14 protein-coding genes are annotated in these 15,205 nt (G+C 73.3%); 2 read left to right on the top strand and 12 right to left on the bottom strand.

Annotated elements, in window-relative coordinates; translation table 11 throughout:
- Positions 1 to 14: 14 nt before the first annotated feature.
- The 10 genes from ACFIF2_RS32075 to ACFIF2_RS32030 all read right to left on the bottom strand — a co-directional run bounded on the left by ACFIF2_RS32075 (position 15) and on the right by ACFIF2_RS32030 (position 11,050).
- Positions 15 to 1,010 (bottom strand): aminoglycoside phosphotransferase family protein, encoded by a 996-nt coding sequence (locus ACFIF2_RS32075; RefSeq protein ID WP_395576788.1) that lies wholly within the window; start codon positions 1,008 to 1,010, stop codon positions 15 to 17.
- A 64-nt stretch (positions 1,011 to 1,074) separates the two neighbouring features.
- Complete coding sequence (locus tag ACFIF2_RS32070) at positions 1,075 to 2,205, bottom strand: aminopeptidase P family protein (protein WP_395576787.1); 1,131 nt, start codon at positions 2,203 to 2,205, stop codon at positions 1,075 to 1,077.
- Positions 2,206 to 2,376: 171 nt separating this feature from the next.
- The gene (locus ACFIF2_RS32065) at positions 2,377 to 2,991 is read right to left on the bottom strand and encodes a PDZ domain-containing protein (protein ID WP_395576786.1); all 615 of its coding nucleotides are present in this window, start codon (positions 2,989 to 2,991) and stop codon (positions 2,377 to 2,379) included.
- A gap of 75 nt (positions 2,992 to 3,066) precedes the next feature.
- Positions 3,067 to 5,247, bottom strand: coding sequence for a germacradienol/geosmin synthase Cyc2 (gene cyc2, locus ACFIF2_RS32060; RefSeq protein WP_395576785.1), 2,181 nt, complete (start codon positions 5,245 to 5,247; stop codon positions 3,067 to 3,069).
- 122 nt (positions 5,248 to 5,369) lie between these two features.
- Positions 5,370 to 6,635 carry a damage-control phosphatase ARMT1 family protein gene (locus ACFIF2_RS32055; protein ID WP_395576784.1) on the bottom strand — a complete coding sequence of 422 codons (1,266 nt, stop codon included), beginning with the start codon at positions 6,633 to 6,635 and terminating at the stop codon, positions 5,370 to 5,372.
- 80 nt (positions 6,636 to 6,715) lie between these two features.
- A complete protein-coding gene (locus ACFIF2_RS32050; protein WP_395576783.1) occupies positions 6,716 to 7,363 on the bottom strand; it encodes a ScbR family autoregulator-binding transcription factor in 648 nt (215 codons plus the stop codon).
- A gap of 117 nt (positions 7,364 to 7,480) precedes the next feature.
- Entirely contained in the window at positions 7,481 to 8,440 is a 960-nt protein-coding gene (locus ACFIF2_RS32045; RefSeq protein WP_395576782.1) for an ABC transporter substrate-binding protein, read from the bottom strand.
- A gap of 86 nt (positions 8,441 to 8,526) precedes the next feature.
- Entirely contained in the window at positions 8,527 to 9,192 is a 666-nt protein-coding gene (locus ACFIF2_RS32040) for an ABC transporter permease (protein WP_395576781.1), read from the bottom strand.
- Entirely contained in the window at positions 9,189 to 9,902 is a 714-nt protein-coding gene (locus ACFIF2_RS32035; RefSeq protein ID WP_395576780.1) for an ABC transporter permease, read from the bottom strand. Before ACFIF2_RS32035 ends, ACFIF2_RS32040 begins: the two co-directional genes overlap by 4 nt.
- Complete coding sequence (locus tag ACFIF2_RS32030) at positions 9,899 to 11,050, bottom strand: ABC transporter ATP-binding protein (protein ID WP_395576779.1); 1,152 nt, start codon at positions 11,048 to 11,050, stop codon at positions 9,899 to 9,901. The genes ACFIF2_RS32035 and ACFIF2_RS32030 overlap by 4 nt, the downstream gene beginning before the upstream one ends.
- 123 nt (positions 11,051 to 11,173) lie before the next feature.
- Here ACFIF2_RS32030 and ACFIF2_RS32025 point away from each other — a divergent pair, with 123 nt between their 5' ends.
- Both ACFIF2_RS32025 and ACFIF2_RS32020 read left to right on the top strand, forming a co-directional pair.
- Positions 11,174 to 11,899: a response regulator transcription factor gene (locus tag ACFIF2_RS32025; RefSeq protein ID WP_395576778.1), complete on the top strand. Its 726-nt coding sequence runs from the start codon at positions 11,174 to 11,176 to the stop codon at positions 11,897 to 11,899.
- Positions 11,896 to 13,329: a sensor histidine kinase gene (locus ACFIF2_RS32020; RefSeq protein WP_395576777.1), complete on the top strand. Its 1,434-nt coding sequence runs from the start codon at positions 11,896 to 11,898 to the stop codon at positions 13,327 to 13,329. The genes ACFIF2_RS32025 and ACFIF2_RS32020 overlap by 4 nt, the downstream gene beginning before the upstream one ends.
- A gap of 13 nt (positions 13,330 to 13,342) precedes the next feature.
- Here the strand turns inward: ACFIF2_RS32020 and msrB are convergent, their stop codons facing one another.
- Together msrB and murC are read right to left on the bottom strand one after the other, a co-directional pair.
- Positions 13,343 to 13,750, bottom strand: coding sequence for a peptide-methionine (R)-S-oxide reductase MsrB (msrB, locus tag ACFIF2_RS32015; protein WP_395576776.1), 408 nt, complete (start codon positions 13,748 to 13,750; stop codon positions 13,343 to 13,345).
- 14 nt (positions 13,751 to 13,764) lie between these two features.
- Positions 13,765 to 15,162, bottom strand: coding sequence for a UDP-N-acetylmuramate--L-alanine ligase (gene murC, locus ACFIF2_RS32010; RefSeq protein WP_395576775.1), 1,398 nt, complete (start codon positions 15,160 to 15,162; stop codon positions 13,765 to 13,767).
- Positions 15,163 to 15,205: the final 43 nt, after the last annotated feature.

The following is a 15,205-nucleotide window of genomic DNA, read 5'->3' as shown; positions in this document are numbered from 1 at the left end:
CGGGCCGGGGGTGCTCAGGTCTGTGGGCCGTCCGGGGTGTCTTCCGAGTTGGCCTGTGGCCCGTCCTCCGGCCCGTCCTCGCGCAGTTCCGTCACACGTTCCAGCAGGATCGGCTCCCAGGCGCGCCGCAGACGGGTCCGGAGCAGGGGCAGAGGAAGGGGCGGGACGGGCGGCGGCGCCTCGGACGCGCGGCCCGCGAGGGCGGCGGCGAGCTGGACGAGGGTGTCGCAGCGGGCCAGCCACAGCCCGCGCAGGCAGGGGCGGGCGCCGTAGCCGGCGAGGGTGGCCGCGCGGACGGCGGCGGGCGAACCGACGGAGAGCGCGAGAGAGGCGATGTCCTCCGCCGGGTCGCCGAGGACCGCCTCGGTCCAGCCCAGCACGCCGCGCACCCGGCCGTCGGCGCTGACCACGAGGTGATCGCCGGACAGGCCGCGGTGGACGAGGACGGCCGCGCCGGGCTGGGCGGCCAGCTGGGCCGCCGCCGCGCGGGTGAGCCGCTCCGGCCGGGCGGCGTCGAACTCGTCGGCCTCGGCCAGGCGCCGGGCGGCGCGCTCCGCGGACTGCCTGAGCGCCTCCAGCGAGCGCGGGGCGGCCCGGGGCACGCCGAAGGTCTCGGCCTGCCGGACGGACACCTCGCGCAATCCGGTGAGCAGGGCCGCGAGGTCCGCCTCGCCCAGCGCCGACACCTCGTGGTCCTCGCCCGAGCCGCCGGGCACCTTGGCGTCCAGGGTGTAGGTCAGCCCCGGCGCCCACTCGCCGTGCGCCACGCTCGTCGGCAGCGCCACCGGGACGGCGGGGCGGACCAGTTCGCGCAGGCGCAGCTCGCGGCGCTGCCGGACCGCCGCCTCGCGGTCGGGGGCCAGGCGCAGCACGTGGCGGGGACCGACCCACCAGGTGGCGGACCCGGCGACCGCCGCGACGGGACGGACGTCGGATTCCGCGCTCCCGCCCAGCAGGGAACGGACCAGTCGGCGGACGGTGTCCGGGGTGGGTGTCGGTGCCTGGGTCATGATCGAGCCGTCGTCTTCCGGGGCTGCCGGGTGCGGGGTGCGGGGTGCGGGGTGCCGTCGAGGGTCACTCCACCAGGACCATCTCCCGGCTGGTGTCGTTGAGACGCCGGCCGCCGTCCTCGGTGACCGTGACGATGTCCTCGATGCGTACCCCGAACCGGCCGGGCAGATAGACGCCGGGCTCGACGGAGAAGCACATGCCGGGCACGAGGGGCTGCTCCTCGCCCTCGATCATGTACGGCGGCTCGTGCGTGGTGACGCCGATGCCGTGCCCGGTGCGGTGGATGAAGTACTCGCCGTACCCGGCGTCCGCGATGACGGCGCGGGCGGCCCGGTCGACCTCCTGGCAGGCGACGCCGGGCCGCACCGCCCGGAAGCCGGCCTCCTGCGCCTCGCGGACGAGGTCGTGCACCCGGCGCTCCTCGTCGGTGGGCTCGCCCACGTGCACGGTGCGGGAGGTGTCGGAGCCGTAGCCGTCCTTCAGGCCGCCGAAGTCGAGGACGATCATGTCGCCGTCCTCGATGACGCGGTCGCCGACCTCGTGGTGCGGGTTGGCGCCGTTCGGCCCGGAGGCGACGATGGTGAAGTCGACCTGGGAGTGGCCGAACCGCCGCAGTAGGTCCGCGAGGTCGGCGGCGACGTCGGACTCGCGCCGCCCGCCGAAGGTGACCTTCCGGATCTCCTCGAACGTGGCGTCCGCGGCCGCGCCCGCCGCCGCCAGCAGCTCCAGCTCCGCGGCGTCCTTGACGGCGCGCAGCATGGGCAGCGCCTCGGTGAGCGAGGCGTACGAGGTGCGGGGCAGCGCCCGCTGGAGGGCCAGCAGGTGCAGGGCCCAGGCGTTGTCGCTGACGCCGTACCGTCCGGAGCCGTCGAGGAGGGCGGCGGTGGCGGCATAGGGGTCCTTGCCGTCGGTCCAGTCGCGCAGGGTCAGGGCGGGGGCCCCGGCGACCTTCTCGGCGTCGGGTGCCTCCAGTGTCGGGACGACGAGGACGGGATCGCGGCCGGGGGCCAGGACGAGCAGGGTGAGCCGTTCGGTGGCGGCGGTGGGCGCGTAGCCGGTGAGCCATACGAGGTCCGGCCCCGGTGCCACCAGCAGCCCGGCCAGCCCGGCGTCGGCGGCCGCCCGCGCGGCGCGCTCCATGCGGGCCCGGTAGTCGTCGGCGGTGAAGGACGCGGCGGGCGTGCTGCCGGTCATCCGGGCCTCCCTGAGGGTGGAAGTGAAGGGACTACGGGCAGCATCCTGCCCTCGGCGAGGGGTCCGCGCGAGCGGATTGACGTCGATCGACCTCCACGACCGAGGGCGGGGTCCGCACATCCCCGGAAGACGGGCCGGCGGCGTGGCGCCCGGCGAGCCACGTCCGCACGGTCACGTGACGACGCCCGGTACGGCCGTCAGCTGCTGGTAGCCGCCGCTCTCGTGGCGCACCGTGAGCGTGACCGCCTTGCCCGGCCGGGCGCGGGCCACCGCACGGGCGAGGTCGGCGGCCGAGTCGACGCGGGTCCTGCCGAACGCGAGGAGCACGTCGCCCCGGACCAGGCCCGCCGCGTACGCCGGGCCGGGCACATGGACGCCCACCACCAGCGCGCCCGGCCGCTCGTGGTCCACGGCCTCCACCCCCAGGGTCGCGGCGGGCGGCGCCGGGGTCGGGCCGGCCGCCGGACGGGCGGGGGCGGCCCCGCTGCCCGGCCGGTTCTTCGCTTCCGCCCCGGGCCCCGCCGCCGCTCCCGGCCCGGCTCCGGGGGCGCCCGCCCGCTGCCGCAGTTCGGCCAGTTCGCTCATGCCGATGACCGTGGCGCCCACCGTGCCGAGCCCCACGCCCGCCAGGAGCAGGACCGCCGCGGCGAACACCCCGAGCAGCAGGGTGGTGAGCCGCCTGCGGCGCCGGCGCCCGGACTGGGGGCGCCGGACGCCGTCGGGTGCGGTGACGGCTCCCGGCTCCTGGCCGGGCATCGGCTTGGGTCGCAACGCTGTCTGTTCCATGGTTCGCCTCCGGCTGGTGCTCTACCCGGCGCACCACCGCGTGACGAGTCACGAAAGAGTGAGACTGAACGACGGTCAGCCGGTCGGAACGGGGCTGCTCCTGGGCACGGGCACGGCCGGGGCCCGGTCCGGGAGAAACCCGTGGGTGCGGCTCGCCAGGTAGTCGGCCCGGTAGCGCGGGACGTTCCGGTGCCAGTTGAGGATGCCGGCCATCCAGTTCTGCAGGTCGGTCACATAGCCCTGCATGATCTTCCGTGCCTCGTCGGAGAGCTGGAAGTCGTCGTAGACGATGGGCAGTTCGTGGGCGACGACGTGCTCGAACTGGCGCATGCGCTGGTTCATCAGGTCCTGGACGACGCCGAGGGCGGCCGGGTAGTCGACGCCGAAGAAGTTCTGGACGACGAGGACCGCGTTGTGGATCTCGCCCTCGTACTCGATCTCCTTCTGGTAGGAGAAGACGTCGTTGAGCAGGCACGCGTAGTCGATCGCCGCGTTCTCCAGGGAGCGGACGGGGCCGCTGCGGTAGACCTCGGGCGGGACGGCCGGGCCGTGGCCGGCGCGGCACAGGCCGAGGGTCAGGTCGGAACCGAACGTGGCACGCCGCATCTCCAGGTAGTCCACGGGGTCGGGGACGCGGTTCTGGATCTGGTTGGCCAGCTCCCACACCCACGCCTCGGTCATCGTGTCGACGGCCGACTTCAGCGGGCGGCGCTCCTCGGGGGTCATGCCTGCCGTCGTGCGGGCCCACAGGTCGATCAGGGAGCGCTCCATGGCGTTGGCGGGCGGCGGCACCGGCTCTCCGTCGAGCGGCATGCAGGCCGACAGGCGGGCGGTGGTCAGCCGGGCGGCGGCCAGGTCGCGCCGGTGGCCGTAGACCAGCGGGTAGTAGTCGTCGCCGTAGGTGCCGAAGGCCAGCCAGTCGGAGGCGAGGTTCAGCTGCTCCTGGGTGGCGTCCGGGTCGAGGCCGGCGGCGCACAGGGGCAGGTCGCAGCTGGCGAGCTTGTCCTCGTCCCAGACCCCTTCGCCGAGGAAGCCGACCTCCCGCGACCACTCGGCCAGGTGCCGCCGGGCGCCGTCCAGGGCGGGGCTCAGCTCTAGCGGGAAGGGCATCCGGATGTCGGGGATGATCGAGGGGCCGACCTTCTGGAACGGCACGTACGTGTACGGGCGGGCCCGCTCGGCGGCGGCGCCGGCCAGCAGCGCTCCGACGTTCGCGGCGGAGGTGCCGGGTCCGGTCAGCGCCTGCCAGCCCGCGTCGGGCCGGGCGCCCTTGTTCATGTACCGGCTGGAGCGCATGTGCCATTCGTGGCCACCGGACTGCCAGTCCTGCAGGCCCTTCGCGTACAGCCCGACGGCGGTGGCCTCGGCCGGGGTCAGGCCGTTCTCCAGGGCCACGGCGGGAACTTCGGTGAACGCGGTGTGTTCGAACTGGTGCAGGCGCGAGGTGAGGACGTCGTTGACCAGCTCGGCGGCCTCCTGGGTGGTGCAGCCGAAGAAGGTCTCCAGGACCAGCACCCCGTTGCTCAGCTCGCCCTCGTCCTCGACCTCGCGCTGGTAGGAGAAGAGGTCGTTGCGCAGGTGCACGGCGTCGGAGAAGGTCTCCATCAGCACCCTGAGCGGCCTGGTCCCGGCGACGGCGGCGGGCACCTCGGCGGTCGCGTACTCCACGAGCCCGGCCGACCAGGGGGCGCCGCCGACCTTGCGGCGCATCTCGATGTACTCGACGGGGTTGGCGATCCGCCCCTCGTTGATGTTGGACAGCTCCCACAGGGACTCGTTGAGCAGGTGCTCGGTGGCGACGGCGAAGCGGCGGCGCCAGTCGGCCGACATGGCCGGCACCGTGCGCTTCCACAGGTCGGCGAGACCGGCCTCGACCGGGTTCTCGGGCTCGGGCATCCCGGCGCTGAGGTCGAGCGGCATGAAGAGGGGGAGCCGGTCGAGGTGGGCCTTGCCGCCGACGCGGTCCTGGCTGCGTTTGAACTTCTCCAGGAAGTGGTCGTCGAAGAAGAAGACCCACACGTACCAGTCGGTGATGAGGGAGAGCGCCGGCCCGTCGCAGTCGGGGTGCGTGTAGGCGCAGAGCAGGCCGTAGTCGTGCGCGTCGAGGTCGGCCTGGTCCCAGACCCCGGAGCCCTCCAGCATGCCCATCTCGCGCGCCCACGTCGTCGAGTGGGCACGCGCCTCGTCGAGATGCGGGTTGAGCCGCGCGGGATGCGGCAGGTAGAAGTGCGGGAGTTCGAAGGGCTGTTGCGTCATGGCCGGGCACTACCCAGGGCCCCCGGGGCACATCCGCGGGGCGGGACATGATCACACCATCGCGTGAATCGGGGTGGAAAGCGGGAACTTCGCCGGTGCGCCCCTGACGCGTCGTCGTGCGCTCAGCCGCGGACCTGGATCAGCGCGTGGGTTCCGCCGGTCCGCCAGCGCCCCTCCCCGCTCGCCTCCAGCGCCGCCTCCGTGTCCGCGCCCAGACCGGTGATCACGTCGGACTTGAGGGTGCGCAGGGCGGCGACGGGGCCCGGGAAGTAGGCGGTGACGTCGGCGAAGGGGGTGGTCGGGGCGTACCACCGGTCGCCCACCAGGCGGCGGTAGTTCAGGTCGCCCTTGAGGACGGTCACCGTGGCCGAGGCGAACTCCGCGCGCAGGTCGTCGGGCATGTCGGCGTACGGCAGCGGGGCGCAGGAGAAGGGGTGGGCGCGGACGGTGACGCGGCCGTCGCTGAGCGCGGCCCACAGCCGCTCTCCGTACGCGGCGGCCGCGCCGCCCGCCGCCCGGAGCCGCCGCAGCGCGTCGAGCACGTCGGCGGGCGTGGCGTCGGAGACGTAGTACGGGTACGGCTTGACGTGCAGGATCGCGCGGTCGACACGGCCCTCGGCGAGGAGGTGCGAGACGAGGAGCAGGTCGGGGACGAGTTCCCGGCCGGCGTTGTCGGCGACGAGGCACAGGACGACGGGGGCCGAGGCGCCCGAACGGGAGGTGCCCGTACCGGAAGTGCCCGTACCGGAGGTGCCCGTCCCCGAGGTGCCCGTCCGGGCGGGCGGCAGCAGCGACCAGAGCGCGTCGCTGTCGTCGGCGACCAGGGGCTCGGCGTCGCCCTCGGTGTCGTTCCCGCCGCGGGAGAGGCGGAAGCCGAGGTCGGCGCGGTTGCCCCAGAGCGAGCCGTGCAGCAGGGCCCGGCTCCGCTCGTCCGCGGGCAGGTCGGCGAGGCCGTCGAGCGCGGCGAGTTCCCCGTCCGTCTCCGGGGCGTCCAGCTCGGCCAGCTTGGCGGGCCGGAACGGGTCGACGCCCTGCCAGGCGCCGGGGCCGAAGTAGCCGACGGCGTCGAGGAGCCGGCGGTAGAAGTGGCTCTCCGCCCACAGCCAGGGCACGTCGAACCAGGAGCGGCCCGCGTACGCGTCCATCCCCCACCGTGCCCAGCGGTCCCGGTCGCGCGGGTCGGCCTCGGCGGGGAGCGGCTCGACCACGCCGTCGGCGCAACTGGCGAGCAGCGCGTCCAGGGCCCGCCGCCGCTCGGGGTCGTAGGGGAACGCCTCCCCGACCTGCCCGATGATGGCGGGGTGCCGCTCGGCCAGCACGCCGTGGGGAAAGGAGCCGGGCCGGTTTCCGAGGATGACGGGGGCGGGCTCGGGCGGGGTGTCGGGCATGCGCCTCACCGTACCGCGCGGTCCCGCAGGGGCGGGCGGAGGCGGCCGTGTTCCGGCGCGCGGGCGCCGTCCGTGCCGGGTCAGGCCGCGCCCGCCTCCCGCTCCAGGCGGGCCGCGAGGGTGAGGTAACGCGCGCGCCGGGTCACCGGGACCATGCCCCGGATGAGGAGGCGCCACATCCCGGCCAGGCGGCGACGCTGCCGCGCGTCCGGTTCGAGGGTGCCGCCGACGACGCGGGTGCCGACGATGGAGCAGACGAGGGTGTGGGCGACGGAGTCGACGTCGATGTCCGGCTGCACGTCGGACTGCCGCACGGCGTCCAGGAGACGGGACGAGGCGATCTCCCGCCACTCGGTGAAGGGGTGCGGCAGCGGGGGCCGCACCGCCACTCCCCCGGTGGCGAGCCGCAGACCGGCGCGCAGCACCGGCCCCTCCTCGCACAGCCGGGCCATGCCGAACGTGAGGCGCATCAGCGCCTCCAGGGAGGTGTAGCCCCGCCCGTCCAGCTCGGTCGCCAGTCGCCGCGAGGTTCTGGACTGGAGCTCCATGATGGCGTGCGCGAGGTCGTCCTTCGCGGCGAAGTGGAAGTACAGGGCACCCTTGGTGACTCCGGCGTGGGCCACGATCTCGCTCAGGCTGGTCGACTCGTAGCCCTGACGGTCGAACAGATCGGCGGCGGCCACGATGATCGTCGCGCGGGTCTGTTCGGCGCGAAGCTGCCTCGCCATCGGCTGAACTCTCCTGGGCTGGAACTCAACAGGCCGTGCCGCCTGTCTTAACCCCCTGTACACGATAACTCACCGATGACTGCCCGTCAGTTCGGCCTCCTGAGGCACGGAGTCGGGTCAGACCAGTCCCGCCGACTCCAGCCACGCCTTGGCCACGTCCAGCGGGTCCTTCTTGTCCAGCTGCACCTGGGCGTCCAGGTCGAGGAGCGTCTTGGTGTCCAGCGCGGCGGAGACCGCGTTCAGCGCGGCGACGCCCTCCTGGGGCAGGCCCTCCTTGTGGACGAGCGGAGTCACGTTCGCGTATCCGAAGAGGTTCTCCGGGTCCTTCAGGACGACGAACTTCTCCTTGATGATGGTCGGGTCGGTGGTGAAGACGTCCGCCGCCTGCACGGTGTTCTTGGTCAGCGCCGACTGGGTCAGCGGGCCGCCCGCGTCGAGCGCCTTGAAGGACTTGAACTTCAGGCCGTACACGGACTCCAGGCCCTTGAGCCCCTGCTGCCGGGTCTGGAACTCGGGCGAACCGCCGATGACCAGCTCGGGCGCTATGTCCTTGAGGTCGGCGAGGGTCGACTCGGCGGTCAGGCCGTGCTTCTTCGCGGTCTCGGCGTTGACGCTGACCGAGTCCTTGTTCTCGGCCGGCGACGACTCCAGCAGCGTCAGCTTCTTGTCGAGCTTGGCCTTGGCGGCCTCGTTGACCGCGTCGGCGGACTGCTGCCCGGCCTTCGGGTCGAGGTAGGCGAGCAGCGAGCCGTTGTACTCGGGCAGCACCGTGACCGAGCCGTTCTTCATCAGGCCGTACGTCGTCTCCCGGCTGCCGATGTTGTGCTTGTAGGTGACCTTGAGGCCCTTGGCCTTGAGCGCCTCGCCGTAGATGTCGGCGAGCAGGGTGCTCTCGGCGAAGTTGTTCGAGCCGACGACGACGGTGCCGGCCTCCGCCTTCTCCCCGGCGAGCGGGTTGTCGGAGGTGTCGTCGGAAGAGGAACAGCCCGCGAGCAGCGCCGCCGCGGCGGTGAGCGCGACGGCCGCCGCGCCGGTGTGCCTCGTCCTGGACCTGCTGCTCTTCACGGTGAAAGTCATCCACCGATCCAAACGAGCCGGTTGTCGGTCAGTCAAGAACAGCCTGGTTACGGTTTCTTCCGGCCCACGTGTCCGGCAGCCCCGCGTCACCGTCTGCGCACCCCCGGCGACACCGCCAGCCGCCCCGCCGCCCAGAACACCCCGAGCGTGACGAGCGCGAGGAGCGCCACCAGGGTGGCACCGCCGACCACCTTCTCGTAGTCCCGCTGGTAGAGCCCGTCGATGATGTACCGGCCGATCCCGCCGAGACTGACGTACGCGGCGATGGTGGCCGTCGAGACGACCTGGATGGCGGCCGAGCGCAGCCCGCTGAGGACCAGCGGCAGGGCGACGGGCAGTTCGACGCGGAAGAGGATGCCCGGCTCGTGCATGCCCATGCCCCGCGCGGCGTCCACCGGGGCCGGGTCCACGGAGCGGACCGCCTCGTACGTGGTCACCAGGATCGGCGGGACCGCGAGCACGACGAGCGGGATCATCACGGGCAGCAGGCCGATGCCGACCACGACGGCGATCAGCACCAGCAGTCCGAAGCTGGGCAGCGCGCGGGCGGCGGTGGCGACGAAGGCGACGGCGTTGCCGCCGCGTCCGGTGTGTCCGGTCAGCAGCCCGACGGGCAGCCCGATCGCGGCGGCCAGGCCGAGCGCCATCAGGGTGTACTGGACGTGTTCCAGGAGGCGTTGCGGGATGCCGTCGTAGCCGTGCCAGTGGGCGCTGTCGCTGAAGAAGGCGTCGGCGAAGTTGAGGACGTTCACCGGGCGGCCGCCTCCTCGGGTCCGGGCGTGTCCTGCCGCACCGCGGTCTCCTTCGGGCGCCGGCCGCCCTTGCCGCGCGGCATCCACGGGGTCAGCAGGTTCCGGAGCAGGACGAGCGCCGCGTCGCACAGGACGGCCAGTACGGCGGTGGTGAGGACGGAGTTGACCGCCAGTTCGGGCCGGCCGTACTTCTGGGCGTCGGCGAGCAGGTTGCCGAGGGCGCCCTGGTTGCCGATGAGGGCGCCGACGCTGACCAGGGAGATGCTCGCCGAGACGGCCACCCGCAGTCCGGCGAGGATCGCGGGCACGGCGATGGGCAACTGCACCTGGAGGTAGCGCCGTACGGGGCCGAAGCCCATCGCGGTGGAGGCGGCCAGGGTCTCCGCGGGCACCGACCGCACGCCGTCGACGATCGCCGGGACGAGCACCACCAGGCTGTAGACGGCCAGCGGGATCATCACGGTCAGTTCGGTCTGGCCGGTGTAGTCGATGAGCACGACGAAGACGGCCAGCGACGGGACGGCGTAGAAGACGGTGGTCACGCCGAGGACGGGCGGGTACAGCCAGCGGAAGCGCACGCAGAGCTGGGCGACGGGCAGCGCGAGCAGCAGCCCGGCCAGGACCGGCAGCAGCGCCTCGCGCAGGTGCAGCCCGATCAGGCCGAAGTAGGTGTTGTCGAGGTCGCTCGGGATGTCGAAGAAGCCGTTCACGGGGCGGCCTTCGCGACGTCGACGGGCCCTGGGTCCTGCGCGTCGGCGGTGTCCTGCGCGCCGTGGGCGGTGCGGATCGCGTCGCCGATGGTCTGCTGGGAGGCGACGCCGGCCACCCGGCCGTCGGCGTCCACGGCGACGGCCCAGCCGGTGGGCGAGAGGACCGCGCAGTCGAGGGCGGCGCGCAGCGAGTCGGTGCCGGGCACGAAGGGCCGCCCGTACGGCAGCAGTCGGTCGGCCGCGATGCCCCCGGCGGTCAGGTCGCCCGGCTCGGCCCAGCCCAGCGGCCGGTCCTCCGCGTCGGTCACCAGGACGTAGGGGGCGTCGGACGCGGCGAGCCGCTCGGCCGTGGCGTCCGCGCGCACGACCGGGCCGGTGGTCAGCTCCAGGCCGGCGGACGGGAAGAAGGACAGCCGCCGGATGCCGCGGTCGGCGCCGAGGAAGTCCTCGACGAAGTCGTCCGCGGGGTTCGACAGCAGCTCGGCCGGGGGCGCGAACTGGGCGAGCCGGCCGCCGGTGCGCATCACCGCGACCCGGGTGCCGAGCTTGATGGCCTCGTCGATGTCGTGGGTGACGAAGACGATGGTCTTGCCCAGCTCGTCCTGGATGCGCAGGAGTTCGTCCTGGAGGCCCTTGCGGACCACCGGGTCGACGGCGGAGAACGGCTCGTCCATGAGGAGCACGGGCGGGTCCGCGGCGAGCGCCCGGGCCACGCCGACGCGCTGCTGCTGGCCGCCGGAGAGCTGGTACGGGTACCGCTTGCCGAGCGAGGCGTCGAGTCCCACCCGCTCCATCAGTTCCGCCGCCCGCTCACGGGACTTCTGCTTGCCCCAGCCGATCATGCGGGGCACGGTGGCGATGTTGTCGATGATCGTCCGGTGCTGGAAGAGTCCGGCGTTCTGGATGACGTACCCCATGGACCGGCGCAGCGTGGTGACCGGCTGCCGCTGGACGTCCGCGCCGTCGAGGAGGATGGTGCCCTCGGTCGGTTCGACCATCCTGTTGATCATCCGCAGGGTCGTCGTCTTGCCGCAGCCCGACGGTCCGACGAGGACGGTGATCGCGCGGTCCGGTATCTCCAGCGACAGCCGGTCGACCGCCACGGTGCCGTCGGGGTACCGCTTGGTGACTGATTCCATCCGTATCAAAACGCCGAATACCCTTCGGGTGGGCGGGAAGTTCTGGCCAGGTCACTACGGGTCGTTGCCGGGAGAGTCTAGACGTCCGTGCCGCTGAACCGTTTTCCCTGGCGTTCGAGGGTCGGAGGACCGGTGGCGCAGTATGAGCGCGTGGACAACGTACGACTCCTCGTGGTGGACGACGATCCGCCGATCGCCGATCTCGTGGCCACCGTCGCCCGCTACGAGGGCTGGGAGGCGGTCACCGCGTACACCGGCGAGCAGGCGCTGCGGCTGGCCGGTGACTTCCGGCCGGACATCGTGGTGCTCGACGTGATGCTGCCGGACGTCGACGGCTTCGGGGTCCTGGACCGGCTGCGCGGCTCGGGCACGATGGTGCCGGTGGTGTTCCTCACCGCGCGCGACGGGGTGGCCGACCGGGTGGCGGGGCTGACCCGGGGCGGTGACGACTACCTGGTCAAGCCGTTCGCGGTGGAGGAGTTGATGGCCCGGCTGCGGACCGTGCTGCGGCGCAGCGCCGGGGCGGGCTCCCCGCGGCCGGTGCTGCGGGTGGCGGACCTGACGATGGACGAGGACTCCCGCGAGGTGCGCCGGGGCGGGCGGCGGCTGGCGCTGACGCCCACCGAGTACGAGGTGCTGCGCTACCTGATGCGCAGGTCGCCGACCGTGCTGACCAAGGCCCAGATCCTCGACCACGTCTGGGAGTACGGCTTCGGCGGCCGGTCCAACGTCGTGGAACTGGTCGTCAGCCGCCTGCGCCGCAAGCTGGACGCCGCCGCCCCCGGCCCCCAGGACGCCGAACCGCTGATCCGGACGGTGCGCGGCTTCGGGTACGTGATCCGGCGGTCGGAGCGGTGATACGCCGGTGGTGGCGGGCCTACCGCGGGCTGCGGCTCGGGACCCGGCTGGCGCTGGGGCTGGGGGCGCTGGCGCTGGTGGTGTTCGCCCTGGTCGGCACGGTGCTGACCGCGTACATGCGGGACTATCTGGAGCGGCAGCTCGCCGACCAGATGAAGCTGGTGCAGGTCGTGCAGTCCAAGGACGCGGCGACGCACGGCACGGTGCGGCGCAAGCCGTACTACGGCTGGTACACGGCCGTGTACGACGTCTCCGGCGGCTCCGCGGACCTGCGCACACCCGCCGACGTGCCGGCCGACAGCCGTGCGCTGACCGCCCTGGCGCGGACGATGGCCGGCTCCGGCGAGGACCTCACGCGCACGGTGCGGATCGACGGGCACGGTCCCTACCTGCTGCGGGCCTGCGAGGTGGAGCCCGGGGTGGTGCTGGTCAGCGCGGCGCCCCTGGGGGACGTCGAGGACACCGTGGAGCGGCTGGTCACGGTGCAGGTCGCCGTGTTCGGTCTCGCGCTGCTGGCGCTGGTGGTGCTCGGCCGGCGGATGCTGCGGCGCGGGCTGGCACCGCTGAGCGACATGGCGGGCACGGCGCACGGCATCGCCTCGCACGACCTGACCGAGTCCGCCGCCCGGCTGCCGCTGCGCGTGGACGGCCGGGACGGCGGGCGGGAGGTGGCGGAGCTGCGGACCGCGTTCAACACGATGCTGGAGCACATCGACACGTCGCTGGCGGTGCGCGCCGAGGCCGAGCAGCGGCTGCGCCGGTTCGTCGCCGACGCCTCGCACGAGCTGCGCACCCCGCTGATGTCGGTGCGGGGCTACGCCGATCTGTTCCAGTACGCGGCGGCCGACCGGCCCGGGGAACGAGAGCGGCATCTGGTCCGGCTGCGGGCGGAGGCGGCCCGGATGGGGGTGCTCCTGGACGACCTGCTGCTGCTCGCCCGGCTGGACGCGGGCGAGGCTCAGGCGCCGCTGCACCGGGAGGACGCGGATCTGACGGAGCTGGTGCGGCAGGCGGCCGACGCCTTCCGCGCCGGTCACCCGGGGCATCCGCTGACGGTGACGGCCCCTCCCGGGGCGGTGCGGCTGCGCCTGGACCCCCGGCGCCTGCGGCAGGTGCTCGACAACCTGCTCACCAACGCGGCCGTGCACACCCCGCCTGGCACGAAGGTGTCGGTCGCGGTGACGGCGGCGGACGAGCGCGTGACGGTGGCCGTCGCCGACACCGGGCCGGGCGTCCCGGCCGCCGACCGGGAACGGATCTTCGACCGCTTCTACCGCGTCGACGAGGCCCGCGGCCGCGACCGGGGCGGCAGCGGGCTGGGGCTCTCGGTGGCCGCCTCACTGGTGCGGGCGCACGGCGGCACGATCGAGGTGGGCGGCGGACCGGGCGGCACGGTGTTCACCGTGACGCTCCCGTCCGCCGCCCGCTGACCTCGCTTCCGGCTCAGCCCTCGGCGGGCTGGAGCCGCAGCGCGACGCTGTTGATGCAGTACCGCTGGTCGGTCGGGGTCGGATAGCCCTCGCCCTTGAACACGTGCCCGAGGTGCGACCCGCACCGGGCGCAGCGCACCTCCGTGCGCACCATCCCGTGCGACCGGTCCTCGATCAGCTCGACGGCGTCCGTGTCCTTCGGGTCGAAGAAGGACGGCCAGCCGCAGTGCGACTCGAACTTGGTCTGCGAGGTGAACAGGTCGGCGCCGCAGGCGCGGCAGGAGTAGACGCCCTCGGTCTTGGTGTCGGTGTACTCACCGGTGAAGGCGGGTTCGGTGGCGGCCTGGCGCAGCACGGCGTACTCGGCCGGGGCCAGCTCTGCGCGCCACTGCTCGTCCGGCTTCTCGACGTCGTACGACATGAGTCCTCAGCCCCTTACTTCGCCTTGCTCGACAGCTCTTCCAGGATGCGCGGTCCGAGGTCGGTGACGTCGCCCGCGCCCATGGTGAGAACGAGATCACCGGCCTTCGCCATTCCCGCGACCACCGCGGCCGCCTCCGCCTTGTCGTGCACCGGCGTGACGTCCGCGCCCGCCGCGCGGGCCGCCTCGATGATCAGCTCGCTGGTGACGCCCGGGATCGGGTCCTCGCGGGCCGGGTAGATGTCGAGGACGACCGAGGCGTCCGCGAGGGACAGCGCCTGGCCCATCTCCTTGCCCAGCTCCTGGGTGCGGGAGAACAGGTGCGGCTGGAAGAGGACCAGGATGCGGGCGTCGCCGACCGCCGCGCGCATGGCCTCCAGGTCGGCCGTCATCTCGGTGGGGTGGTGCGCGTAGGAGTCGACGACCTGGGCGCCGGCCGCCTCGCCCTTGAGCTGGAGGCGCCGCTTGACACCCGTGTAGGCGGCCAGCGCGGGGGCCAGCTCGGCGGCGGGGACGCCCAGGGCCGCGCCCGCCGCGAGGGCGGCGACGGCGTTGTGGGCGTAGTGGCGGCCGGGGACGGAGACGGCGAAGGTCAGCTCGGCACCGTCCATGACGACCGTGACCTCGCTCCTGAGGCCCTGCGGGACGACGGACAGGATGCGCACGTCGGCGTCCTCGGACTCCCCGTACGTCACCGTCCGCACCGATCCGGCCAGCCGCCGCGTCAGCTCCCGGGCGCCCTCGTGGTCGGCCGTGATCACCAGCGTGCCGCCGGGGACGATCTTCCCGGCGAAGGTCTCGAAGGACTCGTAGATCTCGTCCATCGAGGCGTAGTTGGCGTGGTGGTCCAGCTCGACGTTGAGGACGATGGCGACCTCGGGGGCGTACTTGTGGAAGCTGCGGTCGCTCTCGTCGGCCTCGGCGACGAAGATCTCGCCGTCGCCGTGCAGGGCGTTGGAGCCGGGCGCGTCCAGGTCGCCGCCGATCGCGTACGACGGGTTCAGACCCAGTGCGGACAGGGAGACCGCCAGCATCGAGGTGGTGGTGGTCTTGCCGTGGGTGCCGGCGACCGCGATCGGACGCAGGCCGTTCATCAGGGCGGCGAGGGCGTCGGAGCGGTGCACGACCGGGATGCCCAGCTCGGCCGCGCGGGCCAGCTCGGGGTTGTCCTCGCGGATCGCCGACGACACGACCACGCAGCTCGCGTCGTCGGCGAGGTGCTCCGCCGCGTGCCCGATGTGCACGGTGGCGCCCAGCGCGCGCAGCGCCTCGGCGGTCGCCGACTCCTTGGCGTCGCTGCCCGCCACCTCGGCGCCGCGCTGGGCGAGGATCTTGGCGATGCCCGACATCCCGGCGCCGCCGATGCCGATGAAGTGCGGTCGGTCCATGGCGGTAGGAAGGCCGGGTGCCATGCGCTGTTCTCCCCAGAGGTGCGACGGGTGTACGACGTGGTGC

Source organism: Streptomyces sp. BK79 (assembly GCF_044142145.1).
In the GTDB taxonomy this organism is placed as follows: Bacteria; Actinomycetota; Actinomycetes; order Streptomycetales; family Streptomycetaceae; genus Streptomyces.
This window is presented reverse-complemented; position numbering and strand designations above follow the sequence as displayed.

Bases quoted from the DNA above. Each gene is read 5' to 3' on its own strand.
- ACFIF2_RS32050 (WP_395576783.1), bottom strand. From the start codon at position 7,363: ATGGCGAGGCAGCTTCGCGCCGAACAGACCCGCGCGACGATCATCGTG.
- ACFIF2_RS32070 (WP_395576787.1), bottom strand. From the start codon at position 2,205: ATGACCGGCAGCACGCCCGCCGCGTCCTTCACCGCCGACGACTACCGG.
- cyc2 (WP_395576785.1), bottom strand. From the start codon at position 5,247: ATGACGCAACAGCCCTTCGAACTCCCGCACTTCTACCTGCCGCATCCC.
- ACFIF2_RS32065 (WP_395576786.1), bottom strand. From the start codon at position 2,991: ATGGAACAGACAGCGTTGCGACCCAAGCCGATGCCCGGCCAGGAGCCG.
- murC (WP_395576775.1), bottom strand. From the start codon at position 15,162: ATGGCACCCGGCCTTCCTACCGCCATGGACCGACCGCACTTCATCGGC.
- msrB (WP_395576776.1), bottom strand. From the start codon at position 13,750: ATGTCGTACGACGTCGAGAAGCCGGACGAGCAGTGGCGCGCAGAGCTG.
- ACFIF2_RS32055 (WP_395576784.1), bottom strand. From the start codon at position 6,635: ATGCCCGACACCCCGCCCGAGCCCGCCCCCGTCATCCTCGGAAACCGG.
- ACFIF2_RS32045 (WP_395576782.1), bottom strand. From the start codon at position 8,440: ATGACTTTCACCGTGAAGAGCAGCAGGTCCAGGACGAGGCACACCGGC.
- ACFIF2_RS32075 (WP_395576788.1), bottom strand. From the start codon at position 1,010: ATGACCCAGGCACCGACACCCACCCCGGACACCGTCCGCCGACTGGTC.